Annotated in this window: 14 protein-coding genes and 1 pseudogene; 9 read left to right on the top strand and 6 right to left on the bottom strand. The window is 67.9% G+C overall.

From position 1 onward, the window contains the following. Positions 1-122: 122 nt before the first annotated feature. The 4 genes from A9973_RS04015 (at position 123) to A9973_RS04000 (ending at position 5,010) form a co-directional block, all read left to right on the top strand. Positions 123-626: an RNA polymerase sigma factor gene (locus A9973_RS04015; RefSeq protein WP_183012480.1), complete on the top strand. Its 504-nt coding sequence runs from the start codon at positions 123-125 to the stop codon at positions 624-626. Then, entirely contained in the window at positions 613-1,581 is a 969-nt protein-coding gene (locus A9973_RS04010) for a FecR domain-containing protein (RefSeq protein ID WP_183012479.1), read from the top strand. The genes A9973_RS04015 and A9973_RS04010 overlap by 14 nt, the downstream gene beginning before the upstream one ends. A 132-nt stretch (positions 1,582-1,713) precedes the next feature. Beyond that, positions 1,714-4,146 carry a TonB-dependent receptor gene (locus A9973_RS04005; protein ID WP_183012478.1) on the top strand — a complete coding sequence of 811 codons (2,433 nt, stop codon included), beginning with the start codon at positions 1,714-1,716 and terminating at the stop codon, positions 4,144-4,146. A gap of 141 nt (positions 4,147-4,287) precedes the next feature. Continuing rightward, on the top strand, positions 4,288-5,010 hold the full coding sequence (locus A9973_RS04000; RefSeq protein ID WP_183012477.1) for a ribonuclease activity regulator RraA: 723 nt from the start codon (positions 4,288-4,290) through the stop codon (positions 5,008-5,010). 80 nt (positions 5,011-5,090) lie between these two features. On the opposite strand, the gene A9973_RS03995 is transcribed toward A9973_RS04000, so the two are convergent. Continuing rightward, positions 5,091-5,315: a hypothetical protein gene (locus A9973_RS03995; protein ID WP_183012476.1), complete on the bottom strand. Its 225-nt coding sequence runs from the start codon at positions 5,313-5,315 to the stop codon at positions 5,091-5,093. A 10-nt stretch (positions 5,316-5,325) separates the two neighbouring features. Continuing rightward, on the bottom strand, positions 5,326-5,709 hold the full coding sequence (locus A9973_RS03990) for a hypothetical protein (protein ID WP_183012475.1): 384 nt from the start codon (positions 5,707-5,709) through the stop codon (positions 5,326-5,328). A 206-nt stretch (positions 5,710-5,915) separates the two neighbouring features. On the opposite strand from A9973_RS03990, the gene A9973_RS03985 reads away from it, so the two are divergent. Both A9973_RS03985 and A9973_RS03980 read left to right on the top strand, forming a co-directional pair. After that, complete coding sequence (locus tag A9973_RS03985) at positions 5,916-6,371, top strand: DUF2946 family protein (protein ID WP_183012474.1); 456 nt, start codon at positions 5,916-5,918, stop codon at positions 6,369-6,371. 75 nt (positions 6,372-6,446) lie between these two features. Then, positions 6,447-7,874 (top strand): PepSY domain-containing protein, encoded by a 1,428-nt coding sequence (locus A9973_RS03980; protein ID WP_183012473.1) that lies wholly within the window; start codon positions 6,447-6,449, stop codon positions 7,872-7,874. Here A9973_RS03980 and A9973_RS03975 read toward each other — a convergent pair. After that, a complete protein-coding gene (locus A9973_RS03975; RefSeq protein WP_183012472.1) occupies positions 7,841-8,509 on the bottom strand; it encodes a GntR family transcriptional regulator in 669 nt (222 codons plus the stop codon). The two genes, A9973_RS03980 and A9973_RS03975, sit on opposite strands and share 34 nt — an antisense overlap. A gap of 216 nt (positions 8,510-8,725) precedes the next feature. On the opposite strand from A9973_RS03975, the gene A9973_RS03970 reads away from it, so the two are divergent. From A9973_RS03970 to A9973_RS03960, 3 genes are read left to right on the top strand one after another with little or no spacing between them, the layout of a single operon-like run. Further along, the gene (locus tag A9973_RS03970; RefSeq protein ID WP_183012471.1) at positions 8,726-9,487 is read left to right on the top strand and encodes a LamB/YcsF family protein; all 762 of its coding nucleotides are present in this window, start codon (positions 8,726-8,728) and stop codon (positions 9,485-9,487) included. Positions 9,488-9,495: 8 nt separating this feature from the next. Further along, positions 9,496-11,115 carry a 5-oxoprolinase/urea amidolyase family protein gene (locus A9973_RS03965; protein ID WP_183012470.1) on the top strand — a complete coding sequence of 540 codons (1,620 nt, stop codon included), beginning with the start codon at positions 9,496-9,498 and terminating at the stop codon, positions 11,113-11,115. A 16-nt stretch (positions 11,116-11,131) separates the two neighbouring features. Beyond that, positions 11,132-12,874: a biotin carboxylase N-terminal domain-containing protein gene (locus A9973_RS03960; protein ID WP_183012469.1), complete on the top strand. Its 1,743-nt coding sequence runs from the start codon at positions 11,132-11,134 to the stop codon at positions 12,872-12,874. A 118-nt stretch (positions 12,875-12,992) separates the two neighbouring features. Here A9973_RS03960 and A9973_RS03955 read toward each other — a convergent pair whose 3' ends face one another. The 3 genes and pseudogenes from A9973_RS03955 to A9973_RS31050 all read right to left on the bottom strand — a co-directional run bounded on the left by A9973_RS03955 (position 12,993) and on the right by A9973_RS31050 (position 14,471). Then, entirely contained in the window at positions 12,993-13,673 is a 681-nt protein-coding gene (locus A9973_RS03955) for a hydrolase (protein ID WP_183012468.1), read from the bottom strand. Positions 13,674-13,871: 198 nt separating this feature from the next. Then, a pseudogene (locus tag A9973_RS03950) lies at positions 13,872-14,237 on the bottom strand (SDR family NAD(P)-dependent oxidoreductase); the annotation flags it as partial. 102 nt (positions 14,238-14,339) lie between these two features. Continuing rightward, the gene (locus tag A9973_RS31050) at positions 14,340-14,471 is read right to left on the bottom strand and encodes a hypothetical protein (RefSeq protein ID WP_255469013.1); all 132 of its coding nucleotides are present in this window, start codon (positions 14,469-14,471) and stop codon (positions 14,340-14,342) included. Between the last annotated feature and the right edge of the window lie 86 nt (positions 14,472-14,557).

The following is a 14,557-nucleotide window of genomic DNA, read 5'->3' as shown; positions in this document are numbered from 1 at the left end:
ATAAGAATGGATTGCATTCTAGTCGAGCATGAATCGGTCTGCCAATGCCAAGCGGCACGGCGAACGGCATGGTAATTCGTAATAAAAAGCATTATCATGTCGCTTCGCCACGAAGTTGCCCCATGTCATCGTCCCGGTCCCGTCCACACGGCTTTCTTGCCTATTACGAAGAACTGCTCGCCGTCTGGACCCGTAAGCTGGGTTGCCGCGACGCCGCCCAGGACTTGACGCATGACGCCTTCGTGAAATGCCTGGAGGCCGGTTCCGCCCATGTCGAACAGCCGCGTGCCTATTTGCACCAGGCCGCGCGCAACAGGGCCATCGACAGCTTCCGCCGCGAAGACGGGCACGAGTGGGTACCGCTTGATACCATAGCGACCCATCCCAGTGAGCTGGGCGATCCCGTGGCGCAGGCGCGCACGCAGCAATTGGGGCAGGCGCTGGAAACGGCGCTGGCCGAATTGCCCCTCAAGTGCCGCCAGGTCTTCATCTGGCAACGCCTGGAAGGCCTGACGCAGGCCGAGATCGCCGAGCGCATGGGCTTGAGCAAAAACATGGTCGAAAAGTACATGATCCGCACCGCCTTGCACCTGCGCGAACGGCTGGGGGCCTATGCGCCCAGCTAGCGACGCCGCGCGCGCCGAGGCGGCAACCTGGTTCGCCCGGACGCGCTCCGGCGAACTGGACGCCGCCGGACAGGCCGGCCTGCAGGCGTGGCTGGCGGCCGATCCTCGCCACGCCTACGAATACCGCGTACTGGAATCCATCTGGCAAGCTGCGGCCGATTTGCCGCCGGACCGCTTGCGCACGTTGGCCGAGCCGCGCCGCCGCGCGCGGTCATCCAGCCGCCGTCAGGTGCTGGCGCTTAGCGTGACGGCGCTGGCGGTGGGGGCGGGCGTGTTGTTCTGGCAGCGCGCGCAACTGCCAGCCGTGCAGACGGCCGAATACCGGACGGCGCCGGGAGAACGGCGCGTCGTGGCGTTGCCGGATGGATCCAGCGCGGAATTGAATAGCCGCACCCACATGAAAGTCCGGTTCGGCGCGGACGCTAGACAGGTCGAACTATTGGAAGGCGAGGCGCTCTTTTCGGTCGATAAGGACGCGCGGCGTCCTTTCGTCGTGGACGCCGGCCTGGGCACGGCCACGGTCACGGGTACCCGTTTTGACGTGCGCCGGGACGCGGACGAAGTGCGGGTCGTCGTTGAATCCGGGTCGGTCCGGGTGGCCGGCCGGCAGGACGACGCCGCCAGCGCCGTGTCGGTAACCCCGGGGCTTGGCGCCCGCGTCACTGCGCGGGGCAAGGTCGACGCGCCGCAGACGGCGCCTGTGGCGTCGGCGCTGGCCTGGCGTGCGGGGCAGATCGTCTTCAGCGATACCGACCTGGCCAGCGCGGTGCGCGAGGTATCGCGCTATCGCGCGCAGCCGGTGGTGCTGGGCGGCGGCAAGGGGGTGGCGGACCTGCGACTGACCAGCGTGTTCCGCATCGACGACACCGACGCCTTCCTGACCGCGTTGCCGCATATCTTGCCGGTGACGGTGCGCCGGCTGCCCGACGGGCGGGCCGAAGTGGTGGCCCGCTAGGCCCGTAATTCCCGTCCGGGAAAAATGGTTTGGCCGCGCATTCAGGTTTTTTTCCGCTTCTGCGTCTTCTCTCTTATCGGGGGGCACTTCCGGCCAGGGGGCCGGAGACCACCCGACTCAGGAGAGGATGAAGTGGATCGCAATAAGAACAAACGTGCGCAGCGGCTGGGCTGCCGGATCAGCGCCGTCAGCGCGGCGGTGCTGATCGCCTTGGGGGCGCCTGCCGCCTGGGCCGCGTCGCCGCCTGTCGCCGTGGACATGCCCGCCCAGCCGCTGGACGGCGCGCTCAAAGCGCTGGCGCGGCAGCACGGGCTGCAGATCTTCTATACCCCCCAGGCCGTGGCCGGCCTTCAGGCGCCAGCCGTGTCCGGCACGATGACGCCCGACCAGGCGTTTGACGCCTTGCTGCGCGACACGCCGTTGCGTGCCCGCCGCGAAGGCAGCGCCATCATCCTTGAACCTGCCGGCGCGGCCGCGCCTGCCGTGCTGGCGCCGATCGAAATCAGCGCCTCGCGCATGGCCAGCAACCTGGTCAGTCCAGTGCAGCAGACCATCGTGCTGGAACGCGACAACCTGCAGGAACTGCGGACCGGTTCCGACAGCCTGGCGACGGTGCTGTCGAAGGTCGTGCCGGGCATGGCCGATTCCAGCCGCACCATCACCGATTACGGCCAGACGCTGCGCGGCCGCGGCATCCTGGTGCTGGTGGACGGGATACCGCTGAACACCAACCGCGATTCGTCGCGCAATCTGGCCAACATCGACCCGGCCATCATCGAACGCGTCGAAGTGCTGCGTGGCAGCAGCTCGATCTACGGTGCGGGCGCCACGGGCGGGATCGTCTCCATCACCACGCGGCCGGCCGGCGGCGACCCCGTATCCGAAACCACGCTGACCGCCGTGTCCCCGCTAAGCCGCTTGGGCGCCGACGGGCTGGGCGGCCAATTGCAGCAGCACTTTGCCGGCAGCCAGGGCAAGCTCGACTACGCGCTGGACCTGGGCGCGCGCCACAACGGCGCCTCGTATGACGCCCAGGGCCGCCGCATCGCGTCCGAACCCAGCCAGGGCGACCTGTTCGACTCCAACATCTACAGCGTGGGCGGCAAGCTGGGGCTGCGCATCGACGACGACCAGCGGGTGCAGTTGTCGGCCAGCTATTACAACGCCGACCAGGACAGCGACTACGGATCCGACCCCTCGGTGGGGCGCCTGCCGCCCGGCTCCGCGCGCGCCTTGCCGCTGGACGGGCTGGTGCTGGCTGACCAGAACCAGATCCGCAACACGCTGGTGAACCTGGAGTACCAGCACCAGAACCTGTGGGGCAGCAAGCTGTCCGCCCAGGTGTATTACCGCGATTACTACACGCGCTTCACGCCGTTCGACGCCCGCGCCGTGGTCACGCGCGGCGGCAACGTGGACCAGGCCATGCAGAATTCCAAGGTGCTGGGCAGCCGCCTGACGATCGACACGCCGCTGGGCGCCTCCGACAAGACCCGCCTGTTGTGGGGCGTGGACTTCAATCAGGAACGCAGCGACATGCCGATCGACATCTTCGATTCGGCCGCGTTCGACAGCAGCGGCGGCCGCGTGTTCCGCAAGACGGGCACGCTCACCTACATGCCGGAGCTGACCACGCGCAGCACGGGCCTGTTCGGCCAGCTGGAACACCGCTTCAACGACCAGTGGTCGGGGCAGGGCGGCGTGCGCTACGAATATTCGTCGGCGCGTTTCGATGATTTCGTGCCGCTGTCGCAGTCGCGCGTGCCCTCGCCGGCCACGGTGAAGGGCGGCACGGTGGACTATGACGCCTTGCTGTTCAACGTGGGCCTGAGCTATGAGCCGGTCCGCGGCCAGGAGTTCTACACGTCGTTCAGCCAGGGCTTCCAGCTGCCCGACATCGGCGTGCAGATGCGCAATGCGCGTCCGGGCTTCGATATCGGCTCGTCGGACCTGGAACCCGTCAAGACCAACAACTACGAGCTGGGCTGGCGCGGCGGATTCGGCAACACCGCGGCGTCGCTGGCCGTGTTCTACACGACGTCCAAGCTGGGCGATGTGCAGAGTTTCAACAATGGCTTGATCCTGACCCGCACCAAGGAACGCGTGTACGGCGTGGAAGCGGCCGCCGACTACCTGACGGACGACGAACGCTGGGGCGCGGGCGGCACGTTCACGTGGATGAAGGGGCAGGAACAGCCCGAGGGCGGCGAATGGCGCAACATGACGGGATACCGCATTCCGCCGGTCAAGCTGACAGGCTACGTGCAGTACCGGCCGAACGAGCGCTGGAGCAACCGCATCCAGGCCAACTACTACGCCGGCAAGGACTACCGCCTGGATGGGGTCGCCAGCTTCGGGCGGCGCGAGGTCAACAGCTACTTCACGGTAGACGTGATGAGCCGCTACCAGTTCACCAAGAAGGACACGATCACGATCGGCGTCGAAAACCTGTTCAACCGCGAGTACTACCCGCTGTACAGCCAGCTGATGCGCAGCGGCACCAACACCAGCCGCCTGCCCGCGGCCGGCACGGTGCTGACGCTGACGTATCAGCACCGCTGGTAACGGGGAAGCGGACGGGGGGCGGGCTGGCGTGGCGTTTGTGTGACGCAGGCATAAAAAGCGGATTCTGAATCTGTAAAAACCGGGTTGTGTTGCGTTTTGCGCAGCGTCACAATCGAAGGTCATTCCAGGAGAATCCGCATCATGACGATTGCACCTCAGCCTTTGGACGCGCGCGTCGTCCAGGCCCTGTCCGGTATCACCACCGCCACGCTGACCACTGTGCTGCTCAAAAAGGGGCTGCGCAACGTGTGGCTGCGCGGCGCGCGGCCGCTGGCGCCGGGCGCCAAGCGGATCGTGGGGCGCGCGTTCACGCTGCGCTTCGTGCCGGCCCGCGAGGATCTGGCCACGCCGGCCTCGTGGGCGTCGCCCATTTCCACGCGGGCGGCGATTGAAGACATGCCCGAAGGCTGCATCGCCGTGGTCGACGCGATGGGCGTGACCGACGCCGGCATCTTCGGCGACATCCTGTGCGCGCGGATGGCCAAGCGCGGCGTGGCCGCGTTGGTGACGGACGGCGTGGTCCGGGATCTGGAAGGCGTCGAGGGTACCGGGCTGCCGGTTTGGTGCAGCGGCGCGGCCGCGCCGCCGTCCGTCGCCGGGCTGACCTTCGTGGGCTGGCAGGAACCCGTCGGCTGCGGCGGCGTCGCGGTGTTTCCGAACGATGTGATCGTGCTGGACCGTGACGGCGCGGTGCTGATTCCGGCTGCCGTGCTGGACGAAGTGGTCGAGATCGCCATCGAGCAGGAACGGTTGGAAGGCTGGATCATGCAGCAGGTGGAAGCGGGGCAAAAACTGCCCGGCCTGTATCCGCCGAATCAAGAGAGCCAGGCCAAGTACCAGGCCTGGCGCGCCAGTCAAAGCTAGGCGGGGGGCAGGACGCAGCCCGCCCCGGTTGCCCCGCGCGGCGGCCGCATGACGGCCGCGCGCCGGGCCGGGATGCCGGATCAGTAGGACTTGCCGCCGCGGATATTGCCCGCCACGCCGCCCGCCACGCCGCCGATGGCCGCGCCCGTCCAGGCGCTGCCGCCCGCGATGGCAGCAATGCCCGCGCCCGCCGCGGCGCCGATGGCCGCGCCCGACATGGTGCCTTGCTGCTTCGGCGACATGTTCGTGCAGGCCGCAAGCGTCCCGATCGCGACGCCGATGACAATCGTTCGAATAAGCTTCATGACGGCTCCTTCAAGGCTTGCGCTTCGCGCCGGGGACGACGATCTCGAACCACAGGGTCTCGATCACGGGGCGGTCCAGCTTGGTGGGGTTCGCGGCATACCAGCTGTCCAGGCTATCGCGTACCGAATCCAGCGTTTGGGCTTGCAGGCCCGTCGTGAATCGGGGAACGAGCGTCTGGGTGTCGTTGAGCTTGCGCCGTTCCTGGTAGGCGCGCTCGACTTGCAGCAGGTTGGCGATCCCCAGCAGGTAGGCTTTCTTATGGCTGGCGTCTGATTCCGACCATTGCTTGCCCGTGACGATGGGGGCGGGATCGGTGGTCTGGGCCACGCCAGGCGTGGTGAACAGCAGGGACAGCGCAAGGGCTGTCGGGCCTAACAGGTGTTTCACTTTCATCGCAACGCTCCTCGCGGGCTTAAAAGATAAAAAACGACCTTTCGACGCCGTGTCGGGCGGGCCGGCAGCCCGGACCCGAAACGGGTTTGCTCAATTTATGCTCGAAAGAAGTCATTCGCAAGCAGAATGCGACGCCCGCCGCGCCGAAAGCGGCGAGTAGAATTCCTGCGTGGCGCCGGAATCCGCCGGCGCGCTGGATGGGGCGCATGCGCACCGGGCTTTCCTGTCGACCCTCACGTACCGCTTTGGCCGCCGATATCGGGCGGCTGTTGCTGCTGCTGTTGCTGGTGGCGCGGGCCTGGGTGCCCGTCGGTTATATGCCGGATGCCGACGCATTGCGGCAGGGCCGGCTGGCGCTGGGGTTCTGCGCGGCAGGCGGCGGCGCGCTGCCAGTGCTGCGCGCGCCGGCTGCGGCGCAGCACGAAGCCCATCACGTCCATCACGACCATGGCGCGCCCGCCGACCACGGCGGGGCCGGGCAGGAATGCCCCTTTGGCCTGAACGCGCATCAGGTGCTGGATGTGCCGCCGATGCTGGCGGTGGCACCGGTGCTGCTGCGCTGGCTGGCGCAAGCGCCCGTGCAAGCGGGCAGTCCGCGCCCGGCGATGCCGGCCGCCGGCCCGCCGCTGGGATCGCGCGCGCCGCCCTCGATACCCGAATGACCGCTATCGGCGTGCGCGCATCGCGCGCATGAATGCCGCCCGAGCCGGGCGGCGTCATTCGTCTTCGAGGACCCCATGTCCACGCAAACCCTGGATTCCCCCGCCGCGTCCGCGCGCGAGCGGGCGGCGGGCCGCAGCGCCTTGATGGCGCTGGTCACCCGCCTGCACTTCTATATCGGGCTGTTCGTCGGCCCCTTCATCCTGGTGGCGGCCGTAACCGGCACGCTGTTCGTGCTGACGCCCCAGATCGAAAACCTGCTGTATGCCGACCAGTTGCGCACCGGCTCGGCCGGCCCGGCCCAATCCCTGGCCAGCCAGGTCCAGGCGGCGCAGGTCCGTATCGGCGCCGGGCCGCGCCTGTTCGCCGTCCGGCCGGCGCCGGGTCCGGGCGACACCACGCGCGTCATGTTCACGCAGCCCGGCCTGGGCGATTCCGAGAGCCGCGCCTTGTTCGTCGACCCCGCCACGCTGGAGATCAAGGGCGACATGATCGTCTACGGCACCAGCGGCACGCTGCCGTTCCGCACGGCGCTGGACTATCTGCACCGCAATCTGATGCTGGGCGCACCAGGCCGCAATTACAGCGAGCTGGCCGCCTCGTGGATGTGGCTGGCCACGTTGGGCGGATTGGCGATGTGGCTGGCGGGGCGCCGCCGGCGTCCTGACCCGGCGCGCAGCCCGCGCTTGCGCACGCGCCGGTTGCACGTCCTGCTGGGGCTGTGGCTGGCCGTCGGCCTGCTGTTCCTGTCCGCGACGGGCCTGACCTGGTCGAACTGGGCCGGCGGCCGCGTGGATCAGCTGCGCGCGCAACTGGGCTGGATCACGCCATCGGTATCGCTGAAGCTGCCCGTCGCCGGGGCGCCGGCGGCGCAGGGCGAGGACGAGCACGCGCATCATCATGGCGGGATGGCAGGGATGGACGGCATGGCCATGACGTCCACGCCGGCCCCGGCAGGCGATATCGACCGCATCCTGGACACCGCCAGGGCGGGCGGCATCGACAGCGACCAGTTGGAGATCCGGCCGCCGCGCACGGCGGACCAGGCCTGGACGGTGCGCGAAGTGGACCGGTCCTGGCCCACGCAGGTGGATACCATCGCCATCGATCCGGCCACCTACGCCATCACCAGCCGTGCCGACTTCGCCACGTTCCCGCTGATCGCCAAGCTGATCCGCTGGGGCGTGGACATGCACATGGGCATCCTCTTCGGCTGGCCCAACCAGTTGCTGATGGCGGCTATCGGTTCGGCGCTGACCGCGATGATCGTCTTGGGATACCGCATGTGGTGGCTGCGCCGCCCGGCGGCGGGCGCATCCGGCCAGACGCTGACGCAAGCGTGGCGCGAACTGTCGTGGCCCGCGCGCCTGATGGTTGCCGCGCTGGCGTTGGCACTGGGGTGGGGCCTGCCGGTGATGGGCGCCAGCCTGCTGGCGTTCCTGGCGGTGGACGTCTTGCGGTCGTGGCGGGCTCAGCCGCCCAAGGCGCTGACGCGCCGCGCATAGCTTGCCAGCACGATGCGCTCGGACTGCGCCAGGTAGTCCTTGAGCGCATCGGCGGCCTTCTGGAATTCATCGGCGTCGACCCATTCCAGGATTCGCGCGTTCATTTCCGCGTAGGGCGCGTGCAGGAATTCGGGGTCCTGCAGCAGGCCGAACACCAGCCGCAATTCGGCCAGCAGCAGTGAAAACATGGCGTTCAGCCGTTCGCTGTCGGCCAATTCAACAATGGCCATGTGGAAGGCCATGTTGGCCGTTCCCACGCCGGACCAGTCCTGGGTCTGGCGGCGGGCGACGGCGTCGTCTACGGCCTGGCGCATGCGCTGGTGCGCGGGATGATGCGGATACGCCTGGGCCAGCGCCTGGCATTCGATCATGCGGCGCACGCGGTAGAGGTCGATGATGGACGCCATGCTGGGCACCGCCACCGCGACGCCGCGGTTGGGCGAATGGGTCAGCAAGCCTTCCTTGGTCAGGTTGCGGAACGCTTCGCGCAGCGTATTGCGCGAGACATCTAGGCTTTGCGTCAGCGTCGCTTCGGACAGGCGCTGCCCGGGCGCGAAGTCGCCGTTGATCAACCGGCGGCGGATCTGTTCGGTGACTTTATCGGTCAGGGTCTGGTGCGCGTTGGGATCGGTCATTGGCGGGAAATCAGCAAAGACGGGGAGGGCTTTCTCTTGCGAGTGTATCCGAGGGATTACCGGATTGCCCCTCAAATAACGCTAATTTGTATCGACCAAGTGGAAACACTGATAGGCAATCCTATATTGTTTGATCTACTATTTATAAGAATTGTAGAACACTACTGTAACAGCCGCCCTACATTCCGGGCCCGACGGTAAATAGAGAAGCAAGCGATGGCGACGATAGATCTGAACAGCGACCTGGGCGAAAGCCTGGGCGCGTGGACCATGGGCGACGACGCCGCAATGCTGCAACTGGTCTCCAGCGCAAACGTGGCCTGCGGATTCCATGCCGGCGACCCCGCCGGCATCCTGGCCACGTTGAAGGGCGCGGCCGCCAATGGCGTCGCGGTGGGCGCGCATGTGTCCTACCCGGACCTGACCGGCTTCGGACGGCGCAACATGGATGTGGCCAGCGCCGACCTGGTTGCCGACGTCATCTACCAGATCGGCGCGCTGAAGGCGCTGGCCGCCGCGGCCGGCACGCAAGTCAGCTACGTCAAGCCGCACGGCGCGCTGTACAACACGATTGCGCACGATCCGCGCCAAGGCAACGACGTCATCACCGCCATGCTGGCGGTCGACCCGTCGCTGGCGCTGGTCGGCCTGGCCGGTTCGCCGCTGCTGGCGCTGGCGCGCGAGCGCGGTCTGCGCGTGGTGGCCGAAGCGTTCGCAGACCGGGCCTATACCCCGCAAGGCGCGCTGGTGTCGCGCCGCGAAAAGGGCGCGGTGCTGCATGACCCTGAAACGGTGGCACGGCGCATGCTGCGCCTGGTGGAAGAAGGGGTGGTCGAAGCCATCGACGGATCGCTCGCCCGCGTGCAGGCGGACTCGCTCTGCGTGCATGGCGACAGCCCGGGCGCCGTGGACATGGCGCGCGAAGTACGCCGCCGCCTTGAGCAGTCCGGCGTTACCATTCGCTCGTTTGCCGCCTAGGAGGCCCCGTGCGTTTCTTGCCCGTGAATACCGATGCCCTGCTTGTTGAACTGGACGATCTGGAGCAGACGCTGGCGCTGTTCGATACGCTGCAGGCCCGGCCGATCGCCGGCGTCACCGAGCTTGTGCCGGCCGCGCGCACCGTGCTGGTGGTGTTCCGGCCCGACAGCGTCACGCGTGAGGCGTTGATCGCCGATATCGGCGGCCGCGATACGTCGGGCCGTGTCGCGCGCGACGGCAAATTGATCGAGATTCCCGTCCACTACAACGGTGAAGACCTGGACGAAGTCGCCGCGCTGCTGGGCATGTCGCGCGAAGACGTCGTGCGCCGCCACACCGGCGGCACCTATAGCGTCGCCTTCACCGGGTTCGCGCCCGGTTTTGCGTACTTGAGCGGCGGCGACCCCAGCCTGGACGTGCCCCGGCGCAAGACGCCGCGTACCCGCATTCCCGCGGGCGCGGTGGCGCTGGCCGGCACGTTCAGCGGCGTCTATCCGCAAGCCAGCCCCGGCGGCTGGCAGATCCTGGGCGTTACGCCAGCGGCCATGTGGGACCTGTCCCGCGACACGCCGGCGTTGCTGCAACCGGGCTATCGCGTCCGTTTCGTCGATGCCGGCCCGGCGCCTGCCGCGCAGGCGCAGCCTTCGAGCGCAACCGGTTCCGGTCCGGCCGCGCCCCGGCGTGCCATTGGCGTCGGCCCCGCGCTTGAAGTGGTGGCGCCCGGCTTGCAGGCGGAGTTTCAAGACTTGGGCCGCCCGGGGCAGGCCCGCCAGGGCGTGGCGGCGTCGGGTGCGATGGACCGGGGCGCGCTGCGCGCCGCCAACCGGCTGGTCGGCAACACGCCCGGCCAGGCCTGCGTCGAAATCGTCTACGGTGGCTTCCAGGTTCGCGCGCACGGCGCCTGCGTGGTGGCCGTGACCGGGGCCCGTGGGGACCTTGCGCTGCGGGACGCCACCGGCGCCAGCTGGACCGTGCCGGGCCACGAGGCCATCGCCTTGAATGATGGCGACACGCTCACGCTGGGCCAGCCGGTGGCGGGTATCCGCTATTACCTGGCCGTGCGCGGCGGATTCGATGTGGAACCCGTGCTGGGCAGCCGTTCCACCGATACGCTGGCGCGCGTCGGCCCCGACGCCTTGGCCGCGGGCGACCGCATCGGCATCCTGCCGGCTTTGCCGTGCGCCATCGTCGGGGCGCCGGAACTGCCCGCTGCAGACTTGCCCGTGCAGGATATCGAGGTCGTGCTCGACGTCGTGCTGGGGCCGCGCACCGATTGGTGCGACGCCGACGCGGTGGCGCTGCTGTCCCGCCAGGCGTGGACGGTCACGCCGCAGTCCAACCGCGTCGGCATCCGCTTGAACGGCGAACGGCCGCTGCAACGCGCCAACCACGCCGAACTGCCCAGCGAGGGCACACGCAAAGGCTCGATCCAGGTGCCGGCCAGCGGCCAGCCCGTGCTGTTCCTGGCCGACCACCCGTTGACGGGCGGCTACCCGGTGATCGGCTCCGTCGCGCCGTGGCACCTGGACCGCGCGGCCCAGATTCCCATCGGCGCGCGCGTGCGCTTCAATCCCATTTCCGATTTTGTTCCGGTCGACGCCCCCGCCGTACCGGTCGCAACGCCATAACCTGACTATGCCAGCCATGAAGAAAGTCCTGATCGCCAACCGTGGCGAAATCGCGGTTCGCATCATCCGCGCCTGCGCCGACTACGGCGTGAAGTCCGTCGCCGTCTACGCCGACGCCGATTTCGACGCGCTGCACGCGCGCATGGCCGACGAAGCGTTCGGCCTGGAGGGCGACCGCCCGGCCGACACCTACCTCAACATCGAAAAACTGCTGGCCGTGGCGCGTCGCAGTGGCGCCGACGCCGTGCACCCCGGTTATGGATTCCTGTCCGAAAGCGCCGGGTTCGCGCGTGCCGTGATCGGCGCCGGCCTGACCTGGATCGGCCCGTCGCCGGAAACCATCGAACGCCTGGGCGACAAGGTCCAGGCCCGCAAGATCGCGCTGGAAGTCGGCGCGCCGCTGGTGGCCGGCACGCCGGGCCCGGTCGACGACGCCGAAGCGGTGCTGGCTTTCGCGCGCGAACACGGCTTGCCCATCGCCATCAAGGCGGCGTTCGGCGGCGGCGGGCGCGGCCTGAAAGTCGTCTGGCGCATGGAAGACGTGGCGGACCTGTACGAGTCCGCCGTGCGCGAAGCCGTCACGGCCTTCGGCCGCGGCGAGTGCTACGTGGAACAGTTCCTGGACCATCCGCGCCACGTCGAAGCGCAGGTGCTGGCCGACAAGCACGGCAAGGTCGTGGTGCTGGGCACGCGCGATTGCTCCTTGCAACGCCGCAACCAGAAGCTCGTGGAAGAGGCGCCCGCGCCGTTCCTGAGCGACGATCAACGACAACGCATCCACGCGTCGGCGCGCGACATCTGCGCCCATGCCGGCTACGTCGGCGCGGGCACGGTCGAGTTCCTGCTCAGCGGCTCGGGCGCGATCTCGTTCCTGGAGGTCAATACCCGCCTGCAGGTGGAGCATCCCGTCACTGAAGAAACCTGCGGCCTGGACCTGGTGGTCGAGCAATTGCGCATCGCCGACGGCCTGCCGCTGGCGATCGACGCGGCTCCCGCGCCGCGCGGTCACGCCATCGAATTCCGCATCAACGCCGAAGACGTGGGCCGCGGCTTCCTGCCGTCGCCCGGCCGCATCGCGGCCTTCGCCGCGCCGTCCGGCCCAGGCGTGCGCGTGGACAGCGGCGTGGAATCGGGTTCCACCATTCCGGGCACGTTTGATTCGCTGTTGGCCAAGCTGATCGTCACCGGCGCCACGCGGGAACAGGCGATCGCGCGGGCCCGCCGCGCGCTGGCGGAATTCCGCATCGAAGGCGTAGCGTCGGTGCTGCCGTTCCACCGCGCGGTGTTGGACCACGCCGATTTCATCGGCGACGGTGAAGGCTTCAAGGTGCATACCCGCTGGATCGAGACCGACTTCGCCAATGACCTGGAAGCCGCCGTGCGCCCGGCGCCCTTGGGCGGCGTTGGCCTGCACCGCACCGCCGTGGAAATCGACGGCCGGCGCGTGTCGCTGGGCCTGCCTGCGGAACTGCTGCGCGGGCTGCACTCAGCGGGCGCGGCGGCGGGTGGCGAGACGTCCAGCGCCGCTGGCGCGTCGGCGCAAGCCAGCGCGCAAAGCGTGACGGCGCCCATTGCCGGCACCCTTCAGTCGTGGAACGCCGAAGACGGCGCCACCGTCAGGCAAGGCGACCTGATCGCCACGATGGAAGCCATGAAGATGGAAATGCAAGTGCTGGCGCATTGCGACGGCGTGCTCAAGCACCAGGCGGCCGCAGGCAAGGCGGTGACGGCGGGCGCCGAGATCGGCCGTATCGACTAGTCGGGCGGATGGGCGTCAACCGCCCGGCGCCGCCCGCACACGCCGCGCCACGCAAGCCATCGTTTACCCTCGAAACCGGGGCCGGCCCAACGGCCCGGCCCCGGCGTGGGCGTCGGGATCAGGTCCGCTGGGAATCCAGCAGTTCCTGGTTTTTCTCGACTTCCTGGGCCTTGGCATAGCTTTCGGCCAGCAGTTGGTAAGACGGGAAGATCGCGCCGTAGAGCTCGGCCCATTGCGCGGCGTCCTCGCGGTGCCACGTTCGTTGCAGTTCAGAAGCCACGGCGGCGGTGTCCATTGGCACGACGCCAGCCTGCACGACGCGGGCCAGGGTGATCTCCTGCGCCATCTTGGAATACGTGCCCGACGCGTCGATCACGGCGAACACCTGGAAGCCTTCATTGACCGCGGCGATGCTGGGGAACGCCATGCATACGCTGGTGATGGTGCCAGCGATGATCAGCTGCTTGCGGCCGGTGGCCTTCACCGCCGCGACGAATTCCGGGTTGTCCCACGCATTGATTTCGCCGCGGCGGGCGATGTATTTGGCGTGGGGCGCGAACTTGTGGATTTCCGGGATCAGCGGGCCGTTGGGGCCTTGCGGCACCGAGGCCGTGGTGATGACGGGCATCTTGGTCAGCGTGGCCATCTTCGCCAAGGCGCCGGCATGGGAGCGCACCGTCGTGAACGGCATGTCGCCAATCGTCTGGAACAGCCCGCTTTGGTGGTCGATCAGCAGCATGGCGGCCTGATCGGGGTCGATGACGGGGCGGGCGCCGTTGAAGTTTGCTGGATTGCTCATGGAGGGACTCCCGGGAAGAATCGATAGGGGGCAACTACCCAGCGGTGGCCGACATTCGTTGTCTGCCACCCGGATACTTGCTGCCATTAACGATAGGTGAAGAACAGCCGGTCCGGTAGTTCCCGAATTTTGCCAGCAGCGTTCTGAAAATAGGACGATAGGGCGGGAACTAACGTCAGACGGTATCGGTGCCCCTCACTACGCCGCCAGCCGCACCGCGCCGTCCAGCCGTACCGTGGCGCCGTTCATCAGGCAGTTCTCGATGACCGCCTGCGCCAAGTGTGCGTACTCGTCGGCTTTTCCCAGGCGCGCGGGGAAGGGTACCGCCTGGCCCAGCGCCGCCTGGATATGCGCCGGAAACGTATCCATCATAGGAGTGCAAAACAGCCCGGGCGCGATCGTGACGATACGGATGCCTTGGGCGGCGAGTTCGCGCGCGATGGGCAACGTCATCCCGGCGATGCCCGCCTTCGACGCCGAGTCGGCGGCCTGTCCGATCTGCCCTTCGAACGCCGCGATGGACGCGGTGCACAGGATGACGCCCCGTTCGCCGTCCGCGTTGGGGGTGTATCGGACAACGCGCCGCCGGTGATCAAAAATACCTGGTCATGGATTTTCATGTCGGACCTTGGGGATGAGGGGAGGGACGGGGGACGCGCAGGGGGCTCAGTGGCGCGCGTACAGCGTCACGACGCAGGCGCCGCGCAACTGGCTGACCAGTTCGAAGTAGGACGGCGACTGCGCCGGTTTGCGGACGGGCGTCATGCCGATGCCGGCGACTAGGACGTGTGTGGACATGGCGTCTCCGATTGGTCTGATATGTGCTGATTTCCGCAGACTAGTGATAAACCCACCCACCTTCTCCCCCTGAATCGGGGAGGGAC

This window comes from Achromobacter sp. UMC46 (genome assembly GCF_014170335.1).
GTDB lineage: Bacteria > Pseudomonadota > Gammaproteobacteria > Burkholderiales > Burkholderiaceae_B > Achromobacter.
The sequence above is the reverse complement of the archived record's forward strand: the minus strand, read 5'-3'. Positions and strand labels throughout refer to the sequence as shown.

What these genes read in the sequence shown, in the direction of transcription:
- A9973_RS03970 (WP_183012471.1), top strand. Translation starts at nt 8,726, where the DNA reads ATGGCGACGATAGATCTGAACAGCGACCTGGGCGAAAGCCTGGGCGCG.
- A9973_RS03955 (WP_183012468.1), bottom strand. Translation starts at nt 13,673, where the DNA reads ATGAGCAATCCAGCAAACTTCAACGGCGCCCGCCCCGTCATCGACCCC.
- A9973_RS03980 (WP_183012473.1), top strand. Translation starts at nt 6,447, where the DNA reads ATGTCCACGCAAACCCTGGATTCCCCCGCCGCGTCCGCGCGCGAGCGG.
- A9973_RS04010 (WP_183012479.1), top strand. Translation starts at nt 613, where the DNA reads ATGCGCCCAGCTAGCGACGCCGCGCGCGCCGAGGCGGCAACCTGGTTC.
- A9973_RS03985 (WP_183012474.1), top strand. Translation starts at nt 5,916, where the DNA reads ATGCGCACCGGGCTTTCCTGTCGACCCTCACGTACCGCTTTGGCCGCC.
- A9973_RS04015 (WP_183012480.1), top strand. Translation starts at nt 123, where the DNA reads ATGTCATCGTCCCGGTCCCGTCCACACGGCTTTCTTGCCTATTACGAA.
- A9973_RS03975 (WP_183012472.1), bottom strand. Translation starts at nt 8,509, where the DNA reads ATGACCGATCCCAACGCGCACCAGACCCTGACCGATAAAGTCACCGAA.
- A9973_RS03995 (WP_183012476.1), bottom strand. Translation starts at nt 5,315, where the DNA reads ATGAAGCTTATTCGAACGATTGTCATCGGCGTCGCGATCGGGACGCTT.
- A9973_RS31050 (WP_255469013.1), bottom strand. Translation starts at nt 14,471, where the DNA reads ATGTCCACACACGTCCTAGTCGCCGGCATCGGCATGACGCCCGTCCGC.
- A9973_RS03990 (WP_183012475.1), bottom strand. Translation starts at nt 5,709, where the DNA reads ATGAAAGTGAAACACCTGTTAGGCCCGACAGCCCTTGCGCTGTCCCTG.
- A9973_RS03960 (WP_183012469.1), top strand. Translation starts at nt 11,132, where the DNA reads ATGAAGAAAGTCCTGATCGCCAACCGTGGCGAAATCGCGGTTCGCATC.
- A9973_RS04000 (WP_183012477.1), top strand. Translation starts at nt 4,288, where the DNA reads ATGACGATTGCACCTCAGCCTTTGGACGCGCGCGTCGTCCAGGCCCTG.